Source organism: Streptomyces sp. R11 (assembly GCF_041051905.1).
Taxonomy (GTDB): domain Bacteria; phylum Actinomycetota; class Actinomycetes; order Streptomycetales; family Streptomycetaceae; genus Streptomyces.
On the sequence record NZ_CP163432.1, the window covers coordinates 3,748,403 to 3,769,062 of the forward strand.

Genomic DNA, 20,660 nt, shown 5'->3' on the forward strand with positions numbered 1-20,660 from the left:
CGCGCTCCACGGGACCGGAAAGCCCTGACCCACGGGGCCAGAAGGCTCTGACCCACCTCGCCGCAACTCCCTCTGCCCGGCGCCGCAATGACCCGCCGACGAGACAGACGACGCCGTTTCGGCCGAGGCTCAGTCGGCCGAAACGGCGTCTTGTCGCATTCTGCCCCACCCGGACCACCCGGCGCCGAGCGGTCGTCCAACCCCACTGAGAAAGGGCTTACTTCGCCCGATACCTCCGCATCTTCGCCCGCGCACCGCACACCTGCATCGAGCACCACCGGCCACGCCCCGCCGGACTGCGGTCGTAGTACGCCCAGTGACAGTCGACCGCCTCGCACGCCTTCAGCCGCGCCCAGGTCCCGTCACCGAGGGCCTGGGCAATCGCCATCGCCACCCGGGACAGCAGCGAGCCCCCGTCCGCGGCGAGCAGATCGGCGGAGCCGTCGGCCGCATCGACCGTGACGACCAGCGGACCCGCCGCCAGCAGCTCGCCGAGCGGCGTGGCCGCACGGTGCGGCGGATGTCCCGCGTGGGCGAGGAGGGCCACCCGCAGGGACTCCCGCAACTCCCGTGCGCCGGGTATGTCCTCCTCGGCCAGCCCGAAGCGCGCCCGCCCCTCGGCCGTGTCCAGCGAGTCCGCGCCCGACTCGAGGTCCAGCGTGTTGACCAGGGACTCAACCAGCTCCAGGCCCCCGGGCGCGGGCGATCTCTCACTCATGAATGCACGCTACCTCCCGAATCCCCTTGCGACGTTACCCCCAATGCGGGACTATGCGGTAACCGCGTTACCTGTTGACGCCAAGTACAGGTAACCACCGCTTCGAGGAGGAAGCCATGGCCATCGCAGAACTGGGCGCCGTCGTCCTGGACTGTCCCGACCCCCGCGCCCTCGCCGACTTCTACGCGCGCGTGCTCGGCGGCAGCATCGAGGACCAGGAGGACTGGGTGGACGTGAAGGTGCCCGGCGGGCCGACCCTGGCGTTCCAGGCCGCCCCCGGATACGTACCGCCGCAGTGGCCGTCGCCCGAGCACTCGCAGCAGTTCCATCTGGACCTGACCGTCGAGGACTTGGACGCCGCCGAGAAGGAGGTGCTGGCCCTGGGTGCGAAGCCGCTGGACACCGAGGACCGCTCGCGGACCTTCCGGGTTTACGCGGATCCGGCGGGGCACCCGTTCTGTCTGTGCGCCTGCTGAGTGCCGAGCACCCCGTGACCCTCGGGAGGAACCCATGGCCCCCGTGACCCGTCTGCGTTCCGTCGTCATCGACTGCCCCGACCCGCGCGCCCTCGCCCGCTTCTACGCCGGCGTCGGCGGCGGCACGGTCGAGGACGACGACCCCGACTGGGTCGTGCTGCGGCTCCCCGACGGACCTCGGCTCGCCTTCCAGCCGGCGCCCGGGTACACCCCGCCGGAGTGGCCGCGGGCCGACCGCAACTCCCAGCAGTTCCACCTGGACTTCGACGCGGGGTCCACCTGGGAGGAGGTCGAGGCGGCCCAGGAGAAGGTGCTGGGGCTGGGCGCTAGGTTGCTGCACGCGGAGGACAAGGAGGACTTCCGGGTGTACGCCGATCCGGCGGGGCATCCGTTCTGCCTCTGCCGGATCGAGGAGCCCTGAGCCCGCCGGCGGCCGTCCCCGGTTCCCCCGTTACCCGTCCAGCTCGGAGATCTTCATCGTCGACGGCGCCCGGCGCCGCTGTGCCTCCCGGGCGGTGAAGTCGGCCTCGCGCAGGACCCGCTGGACATTGCCCCAGGTCAGCAGGGCGATGTCGGCCTCGGACCAGCCCCTGCGCAGCAGCTCGGCGACGAGGTGCGGGTAGCAGGAGGCGTCGGTGAGGTCCTGCGGGTGGGCGGTGCCGGCGTCGTAGGTGCCGGACAGGCCGACGGACTCCGCGCCGGCGACCTCACGGACGTGGTCGAGATGGTCGGCGACGTCACGGACGGACGGCCCGGTCTGCTCGGCGGTGAGCGGCACCATGCACAGGCCGCGCACGGCGCCCAGCTCGGTGAGCAGGTCGTCGGGGAGGTTGGCCGGATGGGGGCGCAGGGCGCCGGCGGCGGAGCGGGCGCACAGGACCGGGGCCTTGGACACCGCGCACGCCCGGCGCACGGTGTCCGGCGAGGCGCCGGAGAGATCGGCCAGCACACCGAGACGGTTCATCTCGCGCAGCACCTCCTCGCCGAACCGGGTCAGCCCCGCCTCGCTCGCCCAGGCCACGCCGGACAGCGTGAGGGCGCGCAGCCCCAACCCGTGCAGGGAACGCAGGATCCCGAGCGAGTCACCGAGGGCGGCGGCCCCGGCCGGGCCCGGTAGGACGGCGATTCGGCCGCAGTGGCGGACGTCGGTGATCGGGCCCGGGTTGTCGGCCAGGCGCAGGCCCTCCGGGTGGGCCCGTACGACGGTCTTCACAAGGTCCAGCTGGTCCAGCGTGGCACCGACGGCCCGGTCGCCGGTCAGCCCGTCCGGCAGGTGCAGCGCCCAGAACAGCGCGCCGACGTGTCCCTCGCGCAGCCGCGGCACGTCGGTGTCGACGGCGCTCTCGCCGAGCTCCAGGTCGAACCAGGGCAGGCGGCGCAGCGCCCACGGCAGCCCGCTGTAGCCGTCGGCGACGGGATGGGCGGCAAGGAGGGTGTGGGCACGGCCGAGGAGATCCGCGTCGGTGCCCTCACCCGGGCCGGTGACGGAGTCGGACGGCTCCTCTTTGGGCAGGGGGGCGGGCAGGTCATCGAGTTCGCCGACCTCGGGGCTGGTGTCCGCTTCGTACTTGAGGTCTGCCATGGCGGTCTCCGTACGTGATCGGCCTGATGATCCGCAGTACGGTTCACCGTCGCACGGGCCCGGACGGGCTTCCTGGTGGACGGGGCGTTCGGGGGTACCGCGTGCCGACGGGCATGGAACGGCGTGCGCGGGGGTATCTGCGCGCGTCAGCTCTCCCGCGCCGCCTCGATCACCTCGTCCAGGGTGTCGCGGGAGCGGACCAGGTCGGCGATCATGCCGTCGATGCGGTCGCGCTCGGCGGTGAGGTCCTCGACAAGCCGGGGCGTGGCGATCGCGGAGGGGCCGCCGTCGGTGTCCCGCATGCAGGGCAGCAGCTGCGCGATCCGGCTGCTGTGCAGCCCGGCGGCGAACAGCTCCTGGATCCGGACGACCCGGTCGACGGCCGCCTCGGAATAGTCACGGTGGCCGCCTGGGGTGCGCTCGGCGCGCAGCAGCCCTTGGGCCTCGTAGTAGCGCAGCGACCGCTCACTCACGCCGGTGCGCCGGGCCAACTCACCGATCCGCATGCCGTGCCCCCCTGGTTCCCTGGTCCGTCCGGGCTTGAACCTGACACTGATGTCAACTTCTACGGTACGGCCATGACGCACTCGACGGACAAGACGGCAGCCGTACGTCCCCTCCTCGCCCCGGCCCGCCTGGGCCCCCTGCACCTGCCGAACCACCTGGTCATGGCCCCGCTGACCAGGAACCGCGCGGCGGCGGACGGTACTCCGACGCCGCTGATGGCCACCTACTACGCTCAGCGCGCGACGGCCGGGCTGCTCATCGCCGAGGCCTCGACGCCGAACGCGGTCGGGCAGACGTATCCGAACATCACCGCGATCCACACCCCGTCGCACGTGGCCGGCTGGCGGCGGGTCACGGACGCCGTGCGGGCCGCGGGCGGTGGGCCGATGTTTCTCCAGCTCCAGCACGGTGGCCGGGTCGGGCACCCGGCCACCAGCGGACTGACGCCGGTCTCGCCCTCGCCCGTGCCGCTCCCGGAGACGATCTTCACGCCGGACGGGCACCGCCCCGCCGTCGTCCCGCGGGAGATGACCGCCGACGACATCCGCGCCACCGTCGCCGACTTCGCGACGGCCGCCCGCAACGCCGTGGCCGCCGGTTTCGAGGGCGTCGAGGTGCACTCCGCCAACGGCCATCTGCTGCACCAGTTCCTGGCCGGCAACACCAACCGCCGCACGGACGAGTACGGCGGCTCGGTGGCCGGGCGGATCCGGTTCGTGCGGGAGGTGGTCGAGGCGGTGGCCGCTGCGATCGGGCCGGAGCGGGTGGGCGTGCGGATCTCGCCGCGGAACACCGTCAACGGCATCGACGAGACCGACAGCGACACGCTCCACCCGGCGCTCGTCGAGGCGCTCGGCGGGCTCGGACCGGCGTATCTGCACCTCGTGTACGCCGACCCGGCGGACCCGCTGTTCGGCCGGATCCGCGCCGCCTGGCCGGGGACCCTGATCGCCAACCCGGTGCTCCCGGAGCTGTCCGCCGAGGCGATCGGCGACGCGTCGGCCCGGCTCCTCGCCGCCGGTGCCGATCTGATCGCCCTCGGCCGCCCGTTCCTGGCCAACCCCGACCTGGTGCGCCGGCTCGCGCTCGGGGCGCCGCTCAACCCGGTGCGGGACAGGTACCTGATGTACACGGGCGGGGCGACCGGCTACACCGACTACCCCGCCCTCGACGATCAGCCGTCCAGTGCCTCGACGGTCGCGTTGGACGGGCCGCGCGTGGCCTGAAGGTCACGGGCCACGTCCTCCGCCGCGCCCAGCACCCGTACCGCGTTCTGCCAGGTCAGCTTGGCCAGGTCGGGCTTCGACCAGCCGCGGTCCAGCAGTTCGGCGATCAGGTTCGGGTAGCCGGAGACGTCGTTCAGACCGTCCGGGGTGAAGGCGGTGCCGTCGTAGTCGCCGCCGATGCCGAGGTGGTCGATGCCGGTGACCTCGCGCATGTGGTCCAGGTGGTCGGCGACCGTGGACACCGTGGCGATCGGGCGCGGGTTGCCCTCCTCGAAGGCGCGGTGCACCTTCATCGCCTCGGCGGTCGTGTCGAGGTGGTGGAAGCCGTGGGCGCGCATGTTCTCGTCGGCCGCGACCGTCCAGTCGACCGCCGCCTGCAGCACGAACTTCGGTACGAACGTCACCATCGCGACGCCGCCGTTGCCGGGCAGGCGCTCCAGGACGTCGTCGGGGATGTTGCGCGGGTGGTCGCAGACCGCGCGGGAGGAGGAGTGGGAGAAGATCACCGGGGCCGTGGAGGTGTCGAGCGCGTCGCGCATCGTCGTCGCCGCCACGTGCGAGAGGTCGACGAGCATGCCCTCGCGGTTCATCTCCCGCACGACCTCGCGGCCGAAGGCCGACAGACCGCCCACCCCGGGCTCGTCCGTCGCGGAGTCGGCCCACGCGATGTTGTCGTTGTGGGTGAGGGTCATGTAGCGCACGCCGAGCGCGTACAACGCCCGCAGCGTGGCGAGGGAGTTGGCGATGGAGTGGCCGCCCTCGGCGCCCATCAGGGAGGCGATACGGCCCTCGGCGCGGGCCGCCTCCATGTCCGCCGCCGTCAGCGCGGGGCGCAGGTCGGCCGGGTGGCGGGCCAGCAACTGCCGTACGCAGTCGATCTGTTCGAGGGTGGCGCTGACCGCCTTGTCACCGGCGTAGTCGGAGCGCACGTACACCGACCAGTACTGCGCGCCCACGCCGCCCTCGCGCAGCCGGGGGATGTCGGTGTGCAGGTGGGCGCCCTGGTCGGCGGCGATGTCGCGGGCGTCGAGGTCGTAGCGGACCTGTTCGCGCAGGGCCCACGGCAGGTCGTTGTGGCCGTCCACGACCGGGAACTCGCGCAGGAGTTCCCGGGCTGCCTCCAGGGAGGTCATCGGCGTCACTTCCCCGAGCCGAAGCCGAAGCCGCTCGCGCCCTCTACCTTGGCGCGCAGGCGCTTGCCCTTCTCGGTGGCCTGGTCGTTCAGCTCCTGCTGGAACTCCCGCATCCGCTGGAGCAGGTCCTCGTCGTGAGCGGCGAGGATGCGGGCGGCGAGCAGACCGGCGTTGCGCGCGCCCGCGACCGAGACCGTGGCCACGGGGACGCCGGCCGGCATCTGCACGATGGAGAGCAGGGAGTCCATGCCGTCCAGGTACTTCAGCGGGACCGGGACGCCGATGACGGGCAGCGGCGTGACCGAGGCGAGCATGCCGGGGAGGTGGGCGGCGCCGCCGGCCCCGGCGATGATCGCCTTCAGACCGCGCTCGGCCGCCTGCTCGCCGTAGGTGACCATCTCGCGCGGCATCCGGTGCGCGGAGACGACGTCGACCTCGTACTCGATCTCGAACTCGTCGAGGGCCTGCGCGGCGGCCTCCATGACGGGCCAGTCGGAGTCCGACCCCATGACGATGCCTACAACGGGGCTCATTCGGTGATGGTCCCTCTCAGGTAGCCGGCAGCGTGACGGGCGCGCTCCAGCACGTCGTCGAGGTCGTCGCCGTAGGTGTTGACGTGACCGACCTTGCGACCGGGCTTCACGTCCTTGCCGTACATGTGGATCTTGAGCTGGGGGTCGCGGGCCATGCAGTGCAGGTACGCGGAGTACATGTCGGGGTAGTCGCCGCCGAGGACGTTGACCATGACCGTCCACCCGGCGCGCGGGCGCGGGTCGCCGAGGGGGAGGTCCAGGACGGCCCGGACGTGGTTGGCGAACTGGGACGTGATGGCGCCGTCCTGGGTCCAGTGGCCCGAGTTGTGCGGGCGCATCGCCAGCTCGTTGACGAGGATGCGGCCGTCGCGGGTCTGGAACAGCTCCACGGCGAGGTGGCCGACGACGTCCAGTTCCTTGGCGATCGTCAGGGCGAGCTTCTCGGCCTTGAGCGCGAGGACCTCGTCGAGGTCGGGGGCGGGCGCGATGACCGTGTCGCAGACGCCGCCCACCTGCTGGGACTCCACCACGGGGTAGGCGACCGCCTGGCCGTGCGGGGAGCGGACGACGTTCGCCGCGAGCTCGCGGACGTAGTCGACCTTCTCCTCGGCGAGGACCGGGACGCCGGCGCGGAAGGGGTCCGCGGCCTCCTCGGCCGACTCGACGACCCAGACCCCCTTGCCGTCGTACCCGCCGCGGACGGTCTTGAGGACGACCGGGAAGCCGTCGCCCTCGGCCGCGAAGGCGACCACGTCCGCTGGATCGGTCACGATGCGGTGCCGCGGGCACGGCACGCCGATCGCGTCGAGCTTCGCCCGCATCACGCCCTTGTCCTGGGCGTGCACGAGCGCGTCGGGGCCCGGGCGGACGGGGATGCCGTCCGCCTCCAGAGCCCTGAGGTGCTCGGTGGGTACATGTTCGTGATCGAAAGTGATCACATCGCAGCCCCTCGCGAAGTCGCGCAGCGTGTCGAGGTCGCGATAGTCGCCGATGACGACATCACTGACGACCTGCGCCGCGGAATCCTGAGGGGTGTCACTGAGGAGCTTGAACCTGATGCCCAACGGGATGCCCGCCTCGTGTGTCATACGAGCAAGCTGACCCCCGCCGACCATGCCGACTACCGGGAACGTCACGCCCCTAGGGTATCGGCCACTTCGCGGCGGCCGGTTTCCGTCCCCTGCCGCCGGCCCTCGCCGGTCTTCTTACCCGAGTTTCCGGGTCTCTTCCCCGCCTATGAGCTTGCGCACAGGCAATCGTCGAGGGGGGTGGTTAGCATGGCTGGGTTGACGAAACCAACCGACAAACCGACCGACAGGAGCCTTTACGACCATGGGACGTGGTTCCTCGGGGCTTCATACGGCGCCTCCGGCACCCCGCAGTGCCGTGCGGCAACGCTTCGACCGGCTGGTGCGTGAGGTCGCCAAGTTCGGTGCGGTGGGTGGGGCGGGACTCCTTGTCAACCTGCTCGTGTTCAACCTGGTACGGCATGTGACCGACCTGCAGGTGGTGCGCGCGAGCGTCATCGCGACGGTGGTCGCGATCATCTTCAACTACCTCGGCTTCCGGTACTTCACCTACCGGGATCGCGACAAGGGCCGCCGCACGAAGGAACTGGGCCTGTTCCTGCTGTTCAGCGTGGTCGGCCTGGTGATCGAGAACGGTGTCCTGTACGCGGCGACGTACGGCTTCGGCTGGGACAGCCCGCTGCAGAGCAACATCTTCAAGTTCCTCGGCATCGGCATCGCGACGCTGTTCCGGTTCTGGTCCTACCGGACGTGGGTGTTCCGCGCGCTTCCCTCGGAGGAGCCGGTGGCCGGAGCGGAATCGTTCCTGGAGACGCCTCGGAGGGGTGCGAGGGGTACGGAGAAGCCGGAGAAGCCGCGGGTCCGGGTGGGCTGACGCCGACGCGTCACCGGCCCTCTCGGGGTCACCCCCGGACGGGCCGGAGTGTCACCTGACCGTCGTGCTCGATTCCTGGCCCGGCTTCTTCGGCGGGGGCGTGCGGGAGAGGAACAGGGCCAGGACCGGGGGCTTGGTCTGGAGCATTTCCAGGCGGCCGCCGTCCGCCTCGGCCAAGTCGCGGGCCACCGCGAGGCCGATCCCGGTGGAGTTGCGGCCGCTGATCGCGCGCTCGAAGATGCGAGCACCGAGGTCCGCCGGGATTCCGGGGCCCTCGTCCGTGACCTCGATGACCGCCTGGTTGCCGGTGACTCGGGTGCGCAGCGCCACGGTGCCGCCACCGTGCATGAGGGAGTTCTCGATCAGGGCTGCCAGGACCTGAGCAACGGCGCCCGGCGTGCCGACGGCCTCCAGGTGCCGCTTGCCCGAGCTGACGATCGCCCGGCCCGCGCTGCGGTAGGCGGGGCGCCACTCCGCCAGCTGCTGCTGGATGACCTCGTCCAGGTCGAAGGTGACGGCCGAGCCGGTGCGGGGGTCGCGGGAGTTGGTGAGGAGGCGTTCGACGACGTCCGTGAGGCGCTCCACCTGCGTCAGGGCGATCGTGGCCTCCTCCTTCACCGTGTCGGGATCGTCGGTGAGGGTGATCTCCTCCAGGCGCATGGACAGTGCCGTGAGCGGGGTGCGGAGCTGGTGGGAGGCGTCAGCGGCGAGGCGGCGTTCCGCCGTCAGCATGCGCCCGATGCGCTCGGCGGATGAGTCGAGGACGTCCGCCACGCGGTCCAGCTCATGGACGCCGTACCGCTTGTGCCGGGGCCGCGGGTCGCCGGAGCCGAGACGTTCCGCCGTCTCCGCGAGGTCGGTGAGCGGCGAGGCCAGCCGGTTCGCCTGGCGCACCGCCAGCAGGACCGCCGCGATCACCGCCAGCAGAGCGACCGCGCCGATGATCAGCAACGTACGGCCGACCTCGCGCGTCACCGACGAGCGCGGCTCCTGCACGGTGACCGTCTCGCCCTCCTCGCCCGTCTCACTGGCGCTGATGACGTCACCGGTCGGCCGCTCGCCCACCTCGATCACGGGCTTGCCCGGGATGCGGATCCGGGCGTACCGATCCCCCTGGATCTGGTCCCGCAGCACCGCCGCGTCCACGGTCTCGTCGCCGAGCAGCCGGCTGTCCACGATGCTGACCAGCCGCACCGCTTCGGTGTCCACCCGCTCCTGGGCGGTGCTGGTGATGGTCCGTGTCTCGACGATGACGAGTGACACGCCGAAGACGGCGATCACCACGAGAACCACGGCGAGGGTGGACTGGATCAGTCGGCGGCGCATGTCCTCTTACTTACCTGTGTGCCATGCCGGTACGGCAGCGGCTCAGCTCTTCTCGAAGCGGAAGCCCACGCCCCGCACGGTCGCGATGTAGCGGGGGTTCGCCGCGTCGTCGCCGAGCTTCTTGCGCAGCCAGGAGATGTGCATGTCGAGCGTCTTGGTCGAGGACCACCAGGTGGTGTCCCAGACCTCCCGCATCAGCTGGTCCCGGGTGACGACCCGCCCCGCGTCGCGCACCAGCACCCGCAGCAGGTCGAACTCCTTGGCGGTGAGCTGGAGTTCCTCGTCGCCCATCCACGCGCGGTGCGACTCGACGTCGATGCGCACCCCGTGCGTGGCGGGCGGCTGCTGCGGCTCGGCGGCGCCGCGCCGCAGCAGGGCCCGGACCCGCGCGAGCAGTTCGGCGAGCCGGAACGGCTTGGTGACGTAGTCGTCGGCGCCCGCGTCCAGGCCCACGACGGTGTCCACCTCGTCGGCACGCGCGGTGAGGATGAGGATCGGCACGGCGTGAGCGTCGGCGCGCAGCCGGCGGGCCACCTCCAGGCCGTCCATGCCGGGCAGGCCGAGGTCCAGCACGACCAGGTCGATCCCGCCCTGCAGTCCTGCGTCGAGTGCGGTGGGGCCGTCCTCCCGCACCTCGACCTCGTACCCTTCCCGGCGCAGTGCGCGGGCCAGCGGCTCCGAAATGGACGCGTCGTCCTCGGCGAGCAGTACACGGGTCATGAGCTGATGGTAGTCCGCCCATGACAAGAGCCGGGGTGTGATCGGACGCCTTGGTTCTTACCCGGCTCGGGTGAATCTCTTACCTTCGGCCGCAGTGGTACAGACCATGTCTGCGAAGTGCGATCCTGGGAAGGACCTTCGAAAGGGCGGCTGCGGTTCCCTCGACACCTGTGATCCGTGTCTCAAGTCCTTCCATTTCAGGCGGTGTCCTGACGTATGGTGACTCTACGCCTGTAGCACTGCGGGGACCTTCGGCGCATTTGACGCTGAGGGTCTCTTTTATGTGCGCACCGAAAAAGGAATGACCTGTGGGCCGGGCCCCCGAAGGCGGGGGTGTGGATCCCGGCGGTCGCCGCCCTCCGCTTCGCGACCCGGAGCGGGACTCCCCCCGGGCGTGGGGCCGGCGGCCGTCCCGCCGGTGCCGGCCGCCCCCACCGGGCGCGTGACCGTATCTACGTCGCCGCGCGTCCCGACCAGCAAGGATCGACCATGGCGTCCAGCCTGACGAAGGACTCGGCCCGCCCGGGCACCCCCGGCTCCGAGAAGACCTTCTTCGGCCACCCCCGCGGACTGGCCACTCTCTTCATGACCGAGATGTGGGAGCGTTTCTCCTACTACGGCATGAGGGCTCTGCTCCCGCTGTACCTGGTCGCTCCGGGCGGCCTGCACCTCAACGCGGCGACGGCGACCGCGATCTACTCGGTCTACGTGTCGATGGTGTACCTGCTCGCCATGCCCGGCGGCTGGTTCGGCGACCGGGTCTGGGGGCCGCGCAAGACCGTCGCCGTGGCCGGCGGCATCATCATGCTCGGCCACCTCACGCTGGCTCTGCCGTCCTCCGGCACGTTCTACGCCGGCCTCGGCCTGGTCGCGATCGGCTCGGGTCTGCTGAAGGCCAACATCTCCACGATGGTCGGCCACCTCTACGACGGACCGGACGACCCGCGCCGCGACGGCGGGTTCACCGTCTTCTACATGGGCATCAACCTCGGTGCCTTCGCGGCCCCGCTGATCATCGGCACCATCGGTGAGAGCGTCAACTGGCACCTGGGCTTCGCGCTCGCCGCACTCGGCATGGCGCTGGGTCTCGCCCAGTTCCTGATCGGCTCCCGCAACCTGGCCGAGCGCTCCAGCGTCGTCCCGACGCCGCTGTCCGCCGAGGAGAAGACGTCCACGCTGCGCAAGGCGGCGATCTGGGCCGGTATCGCGGTCGTCTTCTACGCGATCGTCGGCTTCTCCGGCAGCTACACGCTGAACTGGGTCCTGGTCCCGCTGACCCTGCTCGGTGTGATCATCCCGACCATGGTTCTGGTCCGCATCAAGCGCGACAAGGACCTGGACCGTCCCGAGCAGTCGAAGATGTCCGCCTACATCTGGTTCTTCGTCGCCGCCGCCGTGTTCTGGATGATCTACGACCAGGGCGGCTCGACCCTGTCGATCTTCGCCGAGGGCTCCGCCGAGAACAGCGTCTTCGGCTGGGACTTCCCGGTCTCCTGGTACCAGTCGGTCAACCCGGTCCTGATCATGGCGCTGGCCCCGGTCTTCGCCTGGTTCTGGCTCGCGCTGAACCGGCGCGGCAAGGAGCCGAGCACGATCGTGAAGTTCGCCTCCGGTCTGGTGCTGGTCGGCGCGTCCTTCTTCCTCTTCCTGGCCCCGCTGACGATCGCCGAGGGCGGGCACAAGGCGGCCGCGATGTGGCTGGTGGCGATCTACTTCACGCAGACCGTCGGTGAGCTGCTGCTCTCCCCGGTGGGTCTGTCGGTGACGACGAAGATGGCTCCCGCGAAGTACGCCTCGCAGATGATGGGCGTCTGGTTCCTGGCCGTCACCGCGGGTGACGCCACGACCGGCCTGCTCTCCATCGCCGGGGTCGACCTGAACAAGACGAACATCGTCGCCCTGGAGGCCACGCTCGCCGTGCTCGCCGGTGTGGCGGTGTGGATGTACCGCAAGAAGGTCAAGGAGCTCATGGGCAACGTCCGCTAGCGCGCTGCCGGAGCCGACGAAGGCCGTTGCACCCGGGTGGGTGCAACGGCCTTCGTGCGTTGCGGATGGGTTCGCGGGCGGGCTAACGCGCCCTGCGTCCGGGCATGAACGTGAACACCGCCCCGCCCAGCAGCAGCGCCGTCCCCGCCACCAGACCCAGCGCCTTCAAGGACCCCTGGTCCTCCGCGCCGGTCGCCGCCAGGCCGCCGTCCGTCGACGAGCCGCCCGCCGAGCCGCCCGCTGAACCGCCCGTCGATCCGCCGCCGGACGCGCCGCTCGCCTGCTCGCTCGTGTCCAGCGTCAGTGACACCTCCGACTTGGCCGGTGTGCAGGTCGTCGTCGTGCCGAGGGCCTCGATCGTCAGGACTCCCGGGGAGAGGGTCGACTCGCCGCTCGCGCCCGGCTTGTACGTGCCCGTGAGGTCGGGGATCTCGATCGGGTCGCCCGACTTGACGGCCTCGGAGTTGGTGGGCCCCTCGACGTGGACCGTGCCCTTGTCGGCGCCGCCCAGGGCGACCTCCATCGACGGCTTGACCGAGTCCTTGGGGATGTCGGCGGGGCTGTCCATCACCGACTTCTTGAACTGCACCGTCAGATCGAAACTCCCGCCGTTCTTCTTGGCGTTGATCTGGACCGGCGAGGTCGCCTCCTTGTCGCCGATGGGCGTCTTGCACTTGTACGGGACCTGGACCTCCTTGCCGGTGAAGTCGGTCTGGCCGCCGTCGCCGCCCCCGGTGCTCGTACCGCCGGTGCCCCCGCCCGTCTCGCTCTCACTCGGCGCCGGGTCCGAAGGGCTCGACGACCCCGTCGGCAGACCGGTCGGCACGCTCGTCGGCAGCGTCGGGACGACCGTCGGCAGGCCTCCCGTCGTACCGCCCGAAGTCCCGCCCCCGTCCGTCACCTTGATCGTCGCGGCCTTCTGCACCGTCTCCTTCGGCGCGCACTTGGTGTCCGTGGAGATGGGCTTGTTGACGTTGATGTTGTACGCGCCCGGCGTCAGGGTCACCTCGCCCGGTGCCGTCAGCTTCAGCTTGCCCTTCATGTCGGACAGCTTCATGTCGCTGCCCTTGGGGATCGCCGGGTTCTCCCGGGGCCCCTGCATGGCGACGTCCGCGGTCTGCGCACCGGCCGCCTTCAGCGTTCCCGACGGCTGGACCGTGTTCGCCTGCAGGTCGAGGATGTCGGGGTTCTTGGACGCGGCCTGGACGAACTTCCAGACGATCTCCACCTCGTCGCCGACCTTCGCCTCCGCGGGCGCGGTGATCTCCACCTTCGTGGTGCCCTGGACCGGCGGCAGCCCGGAGATGGCGGGCGGAATGCACTCGGTCGCGTACGCCACCTCAGCGGCCTGGGCGGGCGCGGCGGACACGCCGAGCAGGATGCCCGCGCCGCCGAGCATCAGCGCGACGCCCGCCGCGCCACCTCTTCCCGGGCGTGCCGGTGTGACTCTCCTTCGCTTGCTCACGGGGGTCCCTTCCTGGTCGGAGCCGACGGAGTCGTGGGGCCCGTCGAACTCGTCGGGCTGTCGTCGTGCGGTGCGGAGAGCCGACCGGCCGTGCCCGGATCGCTGTCCGGGGTGAACCACGGCAGGGCCGAGGAGGAGGAAGAGGGGAGGGCGTGCCTCGCCTCTTCGCGGGGCTTCAACCCCGGTAGGCGCAGGGCAGGTTCGGGCAGCCGGAACCCACGGCGGCGGGCCGTCTGCCGCGGCCGTACCCGGTCCACGACCGCCAGCCCGACGCGGAACAGCGCCGCCGGTACGACCAGACAGACCAGGATCCAGAACAGCGTCACGCCCCAGGGCCGGCCCACGCCCCAGGGCTGTTCGGCCATCACCTTGCCGCCGTACTTCAGGGAGACCGCGTAGTCGCCGTGCGCGCCGGCGGCGAGTTCCACCGGCAGCTCGATCCGCGCCTTCCTGCCCGGCTGGATCGTGCCGCGCCACTGCTGTTCCTGCCACTGCGGTGCGAACACGCCGTGGGAGGTGCCGACCTGGAAGACCGGGTTCCTGACGGGTGAGGTGCCGACATTGCCGACCGTGAACACCAGCGTCCGCGCCGGCGGTGCGCCGAACCAGGTGAGCAGACCGCTCGAACCGTCCAGCCGGGTGTCCGTGAGGACCGACAGGCGTCCCCCGGCCGGCTCTGCGGGCAGCGGCTCGACCGCGTGCCCGGCCACCTGGAAGATCGCGTCGGCCTCGGCCTTCGCCCCGGTCACCGTCGCCACGTGCACCACGCACGGGCACGGAACGGGCGGCTCGGCCACCGGAAGTTTCCGGCTGAAGCGTCCGTCCGCGTCGGTCGTCACGGCCCTGCCTTCCGCATTGGCGCAGGAGTTGGTGCCGCCGCTCACGCCGGTCGACGGCACGGACCGGCCGCAGATGAGGATCATCAGCAGGGTGCGGGCCCGCCAGCCGCTGCCGGTCACGGTGATCGAACCGCCCGTCCCGGCCTGGGACTTGGACAGCTTGACGGTGGGCGGGTCGTCCGCGGCCGACACGTTCACGGCCGTCACCGGCGACAGCAGCGCCAGCACGGCAAGCAACACCGCGATCCGCACCCTGGCGTTCACGTCCCCGCTCCCGTCAACTCGGCTTGCCTGTAGGCATGTTCCGTTTCGGCCGACTCGCCGTCGTCGGGCCTACGGCGCCCTCGATGCCGTACGACGAACAAGGCGCCCACCACCGCCACCACGAACCCCCCGACCCCGGCCACCGCATCCCACAGCACGAACCGCGCCGACGCCCGCGCCGTGTCGCTCGCCCCGCCCGCCGCCGTCACCGTCAGGCGCACGTCGACCGCGTCGAGCGCGGGCCGGTCGGGCCACGGCTCGGTGAGCTTCGTACGGCTGCCCGGGGGCAGGTCGACGGAGAGGGGGCGCGGGGCGCGGTCGAGGAGGCGGCCGAAGACACCGTCGGCGCGGATCGCGAGGCTCGGGGCGAGGGCGGTCGTACCGCGGTTGACCAGCTCGTATGTGATGCCGTCGGGGTGCACCCGGACGTGTTCCACCGTCAGCGCGGACAGCTCCGGGCCGGTCACGCGAAGGCGGAGCGGGACGGTCCGCGCGCGGCCGTCGGCGTCGCGGGCGACGATCTCGCCGGAGCGGTCGCCGGGGGCCGTGCCCGGCGGGACGGTCACCGTGAAGGGGACCTCGGCGCGGGTGCGGGCCGGGATCCGTATCGCGCCGGCGGCGAAGGCGATCGGGACGCCGGCGCCGTGCAGCCGTACGGTGACCGGCTCGCCGCCCCGGTTCGTCACGGACACCGTGTCCTGCTGGACCGTCCCGGGCGCGCCCTCGGCGTAGAAGGACGGCCGCCCGCCGCCGGAGGGCGCGACGGTCCAGGCCCCGGCGGCGGTCGCCACGGGAGCGGCCGCCACCAGGAGCAGCAGGGACAGGCACAGGACACGGACGGCTGACGACATCGGCGGCTCCAGCGGTGATCAGGCGTGAAGGTCAGCGGCGTACCGCCTGACCCCTCCGCGTCAGCCACAGCGCGCCTGCCGCGCCGGCGAGCAGCACCGTGCCGCCGAGGGTGCCCAGGGCGATGGCCGAGTCCTCGGGGCCGGTCTGCGGGAGCTCGGCGCCGGAGCCGGAGCCGGAGCCGTCCTGGCCGGAGCCGCCCGTGCTGCCGCCGCCGGCCGCCGCCGTCACGTCGAGGTCGAGCGAGGGCCCGGGGCTGTTGCTGGGCGTGCACGTGGTCGTCGTGCCGAGCGCCTTGATGGTGAGCACGCCCGCCGTGAAGGTGACCTTGCCGGTCTTCTTCGGGGTGTACGTGCCCGTCAAGTCGTTGATCTTGATGGGGGTGTTGGCGGGAATCGCCTCCTGGTTGGCCGGGCCGGTGACCGCCAGGGTGCCGCTGTCGGCGCCGCCCAGCTTGATGGTGGCGCTCGGGTTCATCGCGCCCTTGCCCAGTTCGACCGGGCTGGACGAGACGCCCTTCTGCCACGACATGGTGATCTTGTAGCCGCTGCCGCTCTTGACGCCCTTGATGTCGATGGGCGAGACGGCGCTCTTGTCGCCGATCGGCGTCTTGCAGGCGTAGTTGACGTCGACGACTTCGGCCCGGGCCGCGGGGGCGGCCATCAGCACCGCCGAGCCGGCCAGGGCCGCGGCCGTCGCGAGCGCGGCGGTTCGCTTCTGCTTCGACACGGTCCCCTCATTTCCTGACGGCACATCAGATCGGCCGTCAAGGTACGCCCGGCGCCTTGAGGAGGGAAGACACGGCGCACGCCGGAGTTGTGACGATCCGGCGTGCGCCGCAGGGGGTTCGGGTGGAGAGCCGACCCCTCAGGGTGACCCTGGGTAACCCAGGGTCAGGCCGGGCGCAGCAGCTCGGGCAGCCCCCAGCGCCGCAGCACCTCCGGCACGAGCACCGTTCCGTCCGCTCGCTGGTGCTGCTCCAGGATCGCGGGGAGCAGTCGGCTGGTGGCGAGGCCCGAGGCGTTGAGGGTGTGGACGTACGCCGCCTTGCCGCCGCCGGCCGGGCGGTACCGGATGCCGCCGCGCCGGGCCTGGTAGGTGCGGGCGTTCGACACCGAGCTGACCTCGGCGTACGCGCCCAGGCTGGGCAGCCAGACCTCCACGTCGTAGGTCTTGGCCTGCGCGGGGCTGGTGTCGCCGGCGGCGAGCTTGGTGACGCGATAGTGCAGCCCGAGCTCGGCGACCAGCTCCTCGGCGCGGGCGAGCAGTTCGAGATGCGCGGCGTCCGAGTCCTGCGGCCGGGCGAACTGGAACAGCTCCACCTTGTTGAACTGATGCCCGCGCAGCGTCCCGCGCTCCGCCGTGCGGTGGCTGCCGCTCTCCTTGCGGTAACAGGGCGTGTAGGCGACGTACCTGCGCGGCAGCTCGCGCTCGTCGAGCGTCTCGCCGCGATGGAGATTGACCAGGGCGGTCTCGGCGGTCGGCAACAGGAAGTGGTCGTCGTCCGTCCGGAAGACCTCGTCGGCGAACTTGGGGAACTGCCCCGCCGTGTACCCCGCCTCGTACGTCAGCAGGTGCGGCGGCAGCACGAACTCGTATCCCGCCCGGCGATGCGCGTCCAGGAAGTGATTGAGCAACGCCCACTCCAGCGCGGCGCCCTCCCCCCGGTAGACCCAGTGGCCGCGCCCGGCGAGTGCCGTACCCCGCTGGTAGTCGACCAGCCCCAACTCCTGCGCGAGCCGGACGTGGTCCCGCCCCTGGAACCCGAGGTGCGGCGGCACCCCCACGGTGCGCACGACCTGGTTGCGCTCCTTCCCCCCGGCCACCACGTCGTCGTCCGGAAGGTTGGGCAGCGCGTCGAGGAACTCCTGGTGCCGAGCACCGAGCTCGACGAGGCGAGCCTCGGCCCGGGCCAGCTCATCGGTCAGGGCCTTGGCGGTGGCGTGGAGTTCCTCGGTGGGGAGCAGGGCAGCAGCCCGGTCCTCCGCCGGCGTTCCCTCCCGCCGCAGCGCAGCGATCTCCGTCGAGATGCGGCGGCGTTCGCCGCGGAGGCGCTCCACGGTTGTGCGGGCCTCGCGGAAGGCGGTGTCGAGGGTGAGGAAGGCGGGGATGTCGGGGGCGACGGCGCGTTTGCGCAGGGCTGCCCGGACCTGGTCGGGGTGGGTTCGGATGAGGGTGACGTCGAGCATGGGGTGCGCTCCGTCCGGTCGGCCGGAGCGGCAGAGGTCGCCCCGGGGTGGTCCCTCGGGGCGTGGGCGAGAGGGTGCTCGCGGTGCCACCACGCCTTCACCGCCGTACGGCGGACTCGTTCGGGCCCGGTGACGGGGGCCGGCCGGCGGGGCATTTCCTCCCCGCACTCGGGAGTGGATTCACCTGGGCGCGAGGCCGCTTTCACAGCGAACGGCGGCTCTCTCGACTCGCGGACCCGGGCTACTTGTCTCCGTCAGCGCGTTGCAGAAAGCGTAGAGCCGCGCCTCGGCGGTGCGGAAACGAATTTCCGGTACGGCAGGCCGAACGGGTGAGCTACGCCGGTGCTCCCAGTTCCGCCCACACCGTCTTGCCCGCTACCCCCGGCGTCCGCACGACGCCCCAGTCCAGGCACAGCCGCTGCACGATGAACATGCCGTGGCCGCCGGGACGCCCCGCGCGGTGCGGTGTGCGCGGCGCCGGCTGGCCCGTGCCCTTGTCGGAGACCTCGACGCGGATCACCTTGTTGTCGCAGGCGATCCACAGCTCGTCCGGTCCGTCGGCGTGCAGACAGGCGTTGGTGACCAGTTCGGACACGACGAGCAGCACATCCTCCGCGGCGGCCCGCTGGTCGGCGGTGGCCGCGGGGAGCCAGCCCCACGCGTACAGCGCCTGGCGGGCGAAGTCACGGGCGAGCGGGACGACGCCGCTCTGGCCTCGGAGGACCAGCCGGCGGACCTGCCGCCCCGCCGACACCTCGGCGGACGCCGCGGCTTCCACGGACTCCACGGGCCTCAGGGACGGCACGGTGCCCCCGCCGGACCCTCCAGCCGCCGCAGAGCCCTCGTCGGGGCCCTCCGTGGCCGGCACGCCGCTCTCGGACGCCCCCGAAGCGCCGCTGGGCTCAGGGCCGCGGTCGCCCGGCGAGAAAGGCCGGGTGGTGCTCATCAGCGCTTCACCTCACCGATTCACCAGTTCAACGTTCACACGATTCAGAAGTCAGTACGTAGAGTCAGTACGCCAGTACACGGTCCTTGCCTGATACGTCGGTCACAGTCCCCCACCCCGGTGGCCGACATCACAGCCGACGGGCTTCAGGATGTCTCCTGCCCGACCGAGCCGAGGGAACACCCCTGTATTCGGCACGAATGATGTGACGTCTGATGCGGGGCCGGACGCGAGGGGTCAACCCGCCCCGTCGGCCTCGTCGGCCAGGGCGGCGTCGAGCGAGTCGTGGACCGTGAAGACGGCCTCGGCTCCCGTGATCTCGAACACGCGTGCGACTACGGGCAGCATCCCGGCGAGATGCACACCGCCACCGGCGGCCTCCGCCTTCAGCCGGGCCCCGAGCAGCACGTTCAGACCCGTGGAGTCACAGAACTCGAGTCGCGAGCAGTCGACGACCAGCCGGCTGAAGCCCTTCTCGAGGCAATCCTCGAGTGGCTCGCGCAACAAATCGGCGGTGTGGTGATCCAACTCACCCGCCGGGGTCACGACGGCGCTGACGCCCTCTTCCCGCACCTCGACCAGAAGTCGGCCAGACTGTGCGCTGCCGACCGTGCCGCGGTCCATGCCGTCTCTCACTCCCGACGTCGTGGCTGCTGACTGACGCTGTCGAACACTACGCCCTCCCCACGCCTCCCAACACCCGAACATCCACCTAGAATCGGACATTTCGGACCAGAGCGCACTTGCGGTGAGCTCCTGAAAGCGGGTAGGGCTAGTAGGGACACGTAACCGACTCGGCCGGCTTTGGAGGCGCCGCACACCGCAGTGCACGCAGGCTTCGGCAGCCGTATGCCGAGAACGATGGAGGACATCATGTCACCCCGGCTCGACGCATCGCATACCCAGAGCGCGACGTCGGCATCCCAACCGGAACAGCTGGATCCCATCGAGTTGAGCGCCGACGTACGTCCCGAACTGGACTTCGGTCAGGAGTTCGGTCAGGACGACGCGCTCGCCGGGCTTCCGGACATCCCGCCGTACGACGAGGTGGGGCCGGTGGACGCGCGGGCCCTGTCCAAGACCCTCTTCGAGCGGCTGGAGTCGCTGGAGGAAGGGACCCACGAGTACTCGTACGTCCGCAACACGCTCGTCGAACTCAACCTCGCGCTGGTCAAGTTCGCCGCCTCCCGCTTCCGCTCGCGCAGCGAGCCGATGGAGGACATCATCCAGGTCGGCACCATCGGCCTGATCAAGGCGATCGACCGCTTCGAACTCAGCCGCGGCGTGGAGTTCCCCACCTTCGCGATGCCGACGATCATCGGTGAGATCAAGCGCTTCTTCCGCGACACGTCGTGGTCCGTGCGGGTACCGCGTCGGCTTCAGGAGCTACGGCTCGACCTGGCCAAGGCCGGGGACGAACTGGCCCAGAAGCTCGACCGCGCCCCGACCGTGGCGGAACTGGCGGAGCGCCTCGGCCTGACCAACGACGAGGTCGTCGAGGGCATGGCGGCGTCGAACGCGTACACCGCCTCGTCGCTGGACGCCCAGCCCGAGGAGGACGACGCCGAGGGCGCGCTGGCCGACCGGATCGGCTATGAGGACCACGGGATCGAAGGCATCGAGTACGTCGAGTCCTTGAAGCCGCTCATCGCCGAACTGCCGCCCCGCGACCGGAAGATCCTGTCCCTGAGATTCGTGGCGGGCATGACCCAGTCGGAGATCGGCGAAGAACTCGGTATCTCGCAGATGCATGTGTCGCGACTGCTGTCGCGGACGTTGGTCCGGCTCCGCAAGGGGCTCACGGTCGAGGAATGACCGATCCAGGAGTGGCGCCTCCTCCGCGCTGACCTGCGCTGTGCCCGGTGCCCCGCCGAATTCCGTCGGCGGGACACCGGGCACAGCGCGTTCGGGGACCGGATGCGTCCCACGCGGCAGTGCACGCGCGACTCACGGGTTACCCACAGAAAGGGTTACCCGCAGAAACCCTTTCCCCACGGCT

General features: G+C 71.1%; 21 protein-coding genes. 6 read left to right on the top strand and 15 right to left on the bottom strand.

Features of this window, described 5'->3' with window-relative positions:
- Positions 1-217 precede the first annotated feature (217 nt).
- The gene (locus AB5J55_RS16965; RefSeq protein ID WP_369271484.1) at positions 218-718 is read right to left on the bottom strand and encodes a CGNR zinc finger domain-containing protein; all 501 of its coding nucleotides are present in this window, start codon (positions 716-718) and stop codon (positions 218-220) included.
- 116 nt (positions 719-834) lie between these two features.
- On the opposite strand from AB5J55_RS16965, the gene AB5J55_RS16970 reads away from it, so the two are divergent.
- Both AB5J55_RS16970 and AB5J55_RS16975 read left to right on the top strand, forming a co-directional pair.
- Positions 835-1,194, top strand: coding sequence for a VOC family protein (locus AB5J55_RS16970; protein WP_369271485.1), 360 nt, complete (start codon positions 835-837; stop codon positions 1,192-1,194).
- 34 nt (positions 1,195-1,228) lie between these two features.
- Complete coding sequence (locus tag AB5J55_RS16975) at positions 1,229-1,615, top strand: VOC family protein (RefSeq protein WP_369271486.1); 387 nt, start codon at positions 1,229-1,231, stop codon at positions 1,613-1,615.
- 30 nt (positions 1,616-1,645) lie between these two features.
- Here the strand turns inward: AB5J55_RS16975 and AB5J55_RS16980 are convergent, their stop codons facing one another.
- Together AB5J55_RS16980 and AB5J55_RS16985 are read right to left on the bottom strand one after the other, a co-directional pair.
- Positions 1,646-2,776 carry a dipeptidase gene (locus AB5J55_RS16980; RefSeq protein ID WP_369271487.1) on the bottom strand — a complete coding sequence of 377 codons (1,131 nt, stop codon included), beginning with the start codon at positions 2,774-2,776 and terminating at the stop codon, positions 1,646-1,648.
- 146 nt (positions 2,777-2,922) lie between these two features.
- The gene (locus AB5J55_RS16985; RefSeq protein ID WP_369271488.1) at positions 2,923-3,282 is read right to left on the bottom strand and encodes a MerR family transcriptional regulator; all 360 of its coding nucleotides are present in this window, start codon (positions 3,280-3,282) and stop codon (positions 2,923-2,925) included.
- Between the two features lie 72 nt (positions 3,283-3,354).
- On the opposite strand from AB5J55_RS16985, the gene AB5J55_RS16990 reads away from it, so the two are divergent.
- Positions 3,355-4,509: an alkene reductase gene (locus AB5J55_RS16990; RefSeq protein ID WP_369271489.1), complete on the top strand. Its 1,155-nt coding sequence runs from the start codon at positions 3,355-3,357 to the stop codon at positions 4,507-4,509.
- On the opposite strand, the gene AB5J55_RS16995 is transcribed toward AB5J55_RS16990, so the two are convergent.
- Genes AB5J55_RS16995 through AB5J55_RS17005 form a run of 3 tightly spaced genes read right to left on the bottom strand, consistent with a single transcriptional unit; the run spans position 4,458 to position 7,311 of the window.
- On the bottom strand, positions 4,458-5,642 hold the full coding sequence (locus AB5J55_RS16995) for a dipeptidase (RefSeq protein ID WP_369271490.1): 1,185 nt from the start codon (positions 5,640-5,642) through the stop codon (positions 4,458-4,460). The two genes, AB5J55_RS16990 and AB5J55_RS16995, sit on opposite strands and share 52 nt — an antisense overlap.
- 5 nt (positions 5,643-5,647) lie before the next feature.
- A complete protein-coding gene (purE, locus tag AB5J55_RS17000; protein ID WP_369271491.1) occupies positions 5,648-6,175 on the bottom strand; it encodes a 5-(carboxyamino)imidazole ribonucleotide mutase in 528 nt (175 codons plus the stop codon).
- Positions 6,172-7,311 carry a 5-(carboxyamino)imidazole ribonucleotide synthase gene (locus tag AB5J55_RS17005; RefSeq protein WP_369271492.1) on the bottom strand — a complete coding sequence of 380 codons (1,140 nt, stop codon included), beginning with the start codon at positions 7,309-7,311 and terminating at the stop codon, positions 6,172-6,174. The genes purE and AB5J55_RS17005 overlap by 4 nt, the downstream gene beginning before the upstream one ends.
- A 196-nt stretch (positions 7,312-7,507) precedes the next feature.
- Here AB5J55_RS17005 and AB5J55_RS17010 point away from each other — a divergent pair, with 196 nt between their 5' ends.
- On the top strand, positions 7,508-8,077 hold the full coding sequence (locus tag AB5J55_RS17010) for a GtrA family protein (protein WP_369271493.1): 570 nt from the start codon (positions 7,508-7,510) through the stop codon (positions 8,075-8,077).
- Between the two features lie 51 nt (positions 8,078-8,128).
- Here the strand turns inward: AB5J55_RS17010 and AB5J55_RS17015 are convergent, their stop codons facing one another.
- Both AB5J55_RS17015 and AB5J55_RS17020 read right to left on the bottom strand, forming a co-directional pair.
- Positions 8,129-9,403: an ATP-binding protein gene (locus AB5J55_RS17015; protein WP_369271494.1), complete on the bottom strand. Its 1,275-nt coding sequence runs from the start codon at positions 9,401-9,403 to the stop codon at positions 8,129-8,131.
- A 42-nt stretch (positions 9,404-9,445) separates the two neighbouring features.
- The gene (locus AB5J55_RS17020; RefSeq protein ID WP_369271495.1) at positions 9,446-10,123 is read right to left on the bottom strand and encodes a response regulator transcription factor; all 678 of its coding nucleotides are present in this window, start codon (positions 10,121-10,123) and stop codon (positions 9,446-9,448) included.
- Positions 10,124-10,612: 489 nt separating this feature from the next.
- Between AB5J55_RS17020 and AB5J55_RS17025 the strand changes: the two genes are divergently transcribed.
- Positions 10,613-12,109: an oligopeptide:H+ symporter gene (locus AB5J55_RS17025; protein ID WP_369271496.1), complete on the top strand. Its 1,497-nt coding sequence runs from the start codon at positions 10,613-10,615 to the stop codon at positions 12,107-12,109.
- An 82-nt stretch (positions 12,110-12,191) separates the two neighbouring features.
- Here the strand turns inward: AB5J55_RS17025 and AB5J55_RS17030 are convergent, their stop codons facing one another.
- The 7 genes from AB5J55_RS17030 to AB5J55_RS17060 all read right to left on the bottom strand — a co-directional run bounded on the left by AB5J55_RS17030 (position 12,192) and on the right by AB5J55_RS17060 (position 19,285).
- Entirely contained in the window at positions 12,192-13,508 is a 1,317-nt protein-coding gene (locus AB5J55_RS17030; RefSeq protein ID WP_369276211.1) for a hypothetical protein, read from the bottom strand.
- 62 nt (positions 13,509-13,570) lie between these two features.
- Entirely contained in the window at positions 13,571-14,677 is a 1,107-nt protein-coding gene (locus tag AB5J55_RS17035) for a hypothetical protein (protein ID WP_369271497.1), read from the bottom strand.
- Positions 14,674-15,528, bottom strand: a complete 855-nt coding sequence (locus AB5J55_RS17040; RefSeq protein WP_369271498.1) for a hypothetical protein — start codon at positions 15,526-15,528, stop codon at positions 14,674-14,676. The genes AB5J55_RS17035 and AB5J55_RS17040 overlap by 4 nt, the downstream gene beginning before the upstream one ends.
- Before the next feature lie 31 nt (positions 15,529-15,559).
- A complete protein-coding gene (locus AB5J55_RS17045) occupies positions 15,560-16,255 on the bottom strand; it encodes an LPXTG cell wall anchor domain-containing protein (protein WP_369271499.1) in 696 nt (231 codons plus the stop codon).
- Between the two features lie 164 nt (positions 16,256-16,419).
- The gene (gene serS / locus AB5J55_RS17050; RefSeq protein ID WP_369271500.1) at positions 16,420-17,715 is read right to left on the bottom strand and encodes a serine--tRNA ligase; all 1,296 of its coding nucleotides are present in this window, start codon (positions 17,713-17,715) and stop codon (positions 16,420-16,422) included.
- 334 nt (positions 17,716-18,049) lie between these two features.
- Positions 18,050-18,661, bottom strand: a complete 612-nt coding sequence (locus AB5J55_RS17055) for an ATP-binding protein (protein WP_369271501.1) — start codon at positions 18,659-18,661, stop codon at positions 18,050-18,052.
- A 237-nt stretch (positions 18,662-18,898) separates the two neighbouring features.
- Entirely contained in the window at positions 18,899-19,285 is a 387-nt protein-coding gene (locus tag AB5J55_RS17060) for an STAS domain-containing protein (RefSeq protein WP_369271502.1), read from the bottom strand.
- A 237-nt stretch (positions 19,286-19,522) separates the two neighbouring features.
- Between AB5J55_RS17060 and AB5J55_RS17065 the strand changes: the two genes are divergently transcribed.
- The gene (locus AB5J55_RS17065; protein ID WP_369271503.1) at positions 19,523-20,476 is read left to right on the top strand and encodes an RNA polymerase sigma factor SigF; all 954 of its coding nucleotides are present in this window, start codon (positions 19,523-19,525) and stop codon (positions 20,474-20,476) included.
- Positions 20,477-20,660: the final 184 nt, after the last annotated feature.

Excerpts from the sequence above, each read along its gene's own strand:
- AB5J55_RS16975 (WP_369271486.1), top strand. The coding sequence starts at position 1,229 with ATGGCCCCCGTGACCCGTCTGCGTTCCGTCGTCATCGACTGCCCCGAC.
- AB5J55_RS16995 (WP_369271490.1), bottom strand. The coding sequence starts at position 5,642 with ATGACCTCCCTGGAGGCAGCCCGGGAACTCCTGCGCGAGTTCCCGGTC.
- AB5J55_RS17025 (WP_369271496.1), top strand. The coding sequence starts at position 10,613 with ATGGCGTCCAGCCTGACGAAGGACTCGGCCCGCCCGGGCACCCCCGGC.
- AB5J55_RS16990 (WP_369271489.1), top strand. The coding sequence starts at position 3,355 with ATGACGCACTCGACGGACAAGACGGCAGCCGTACGTCCCCTCCTCGCC.
- AB5J55_RS16980 (WP_369271487.1), bottom strand. The coding sequence starts at position 2,776 with ATGGCAGACCTCAAGTACGAAGCGGACACCAGCCCCGAGGTCGGCGAA.
- purE (WP_369271491.1), bottom strand. The coding sequence starts at position 6,175 with ATGAGCCCCGTTGTAGGCATCGTCATGGGGTCGGACTCCGACTGGCCC.
- AB5J55_RS17030 (WP_369276211.1), bottom strand. The coding sequence starts at position 13,508 with ATGCTCGGCGGCGCGGGCATCCTGCTCGGCGTGTCCGCCGCGCCCGCC.
- AB5J55_RS17015 (WP_369271494.1), bottom strand. The coding sequence starts at position 9,403 with ATGCGCCGCCGACTGATCCAGTCCACCCTCGCCGTGGTTCTCGTGGTG.
- AB5J55_RS17060 (WP_369271502.1), bottom strand. The coding sequence starts at position 19,285 with ATGGACCGCGGCACGGTCGGCAGCGCACAGTCTGGCCGACTTCTGGTC.
- AB5J55_RS16965 (WP_369271484.1), bottom strand. The coding sequence starts at position 718 with ATGAGTGAGAGATCGCCCGCGCCCGGGGGCCTGGAGCTGGTTGAGTCC.
- AB5J55_RS16985 (WP_369271488.1), bottom strand. The coding sequence starts at position 3,282 with ATGCGGATCGGTGAGTTGGCCCGGCGCACCGGCGTGAGTGAGCGGTCG.
- AB5J55_RS17065 (WP_369271503.1), top strand. The coding sequence starts at position 19,523 with ATGGAGGACATCATGTCACCCCGGCTCGACGCATCGCATACCCAGAGC.
- serS (WP_369271500.1), bottom strand. The coding sequence starts at position 17,715 with ATGCTCGACGTCACCCTCATCCGAACCCACCCCGACCAGGTCCGGGCA.
- AB5J55_RS17010 (WP_369271493.1), top strand. The coding sequence starts at position 7,508 with ATGGGACGTGGTTCCTCGGGGCTTCATACGGCGCCTCCGGCACCCCGC.
- AB5J55_RS17040 (WP_369271498.1), bottom strand. The coding sequence starts at position 15,528 with ATGTCGTCAGCCGTCCGTGTCCTGTGCCTGTCCCTGCTGCTCCTGGTG.
- AB5J55_RS17055 (WP_369271501.1), bottom strand. The coding sequence starts at position 18,661 with ATGAGCACCACCCGGCCTTTCTCGCCGGGCGACCGCGGCCCTGAGCCC.
- AB5J55_RS17020 (WP_369271495.1), bottom strand. The coding sequence starts at position 10,123 with ATGACCCGTGTACTGCTCGCCGAGGACGACGCGTCCATTTCGGAGCCG.
- AB5J55_RS16970 (WP_369271485.1), top strand. The coding sequence starts at position 835 with ATGGCCATCGCAGAACTGGGCGCCGTCGTCCTGGACTGTCCCGACCCC.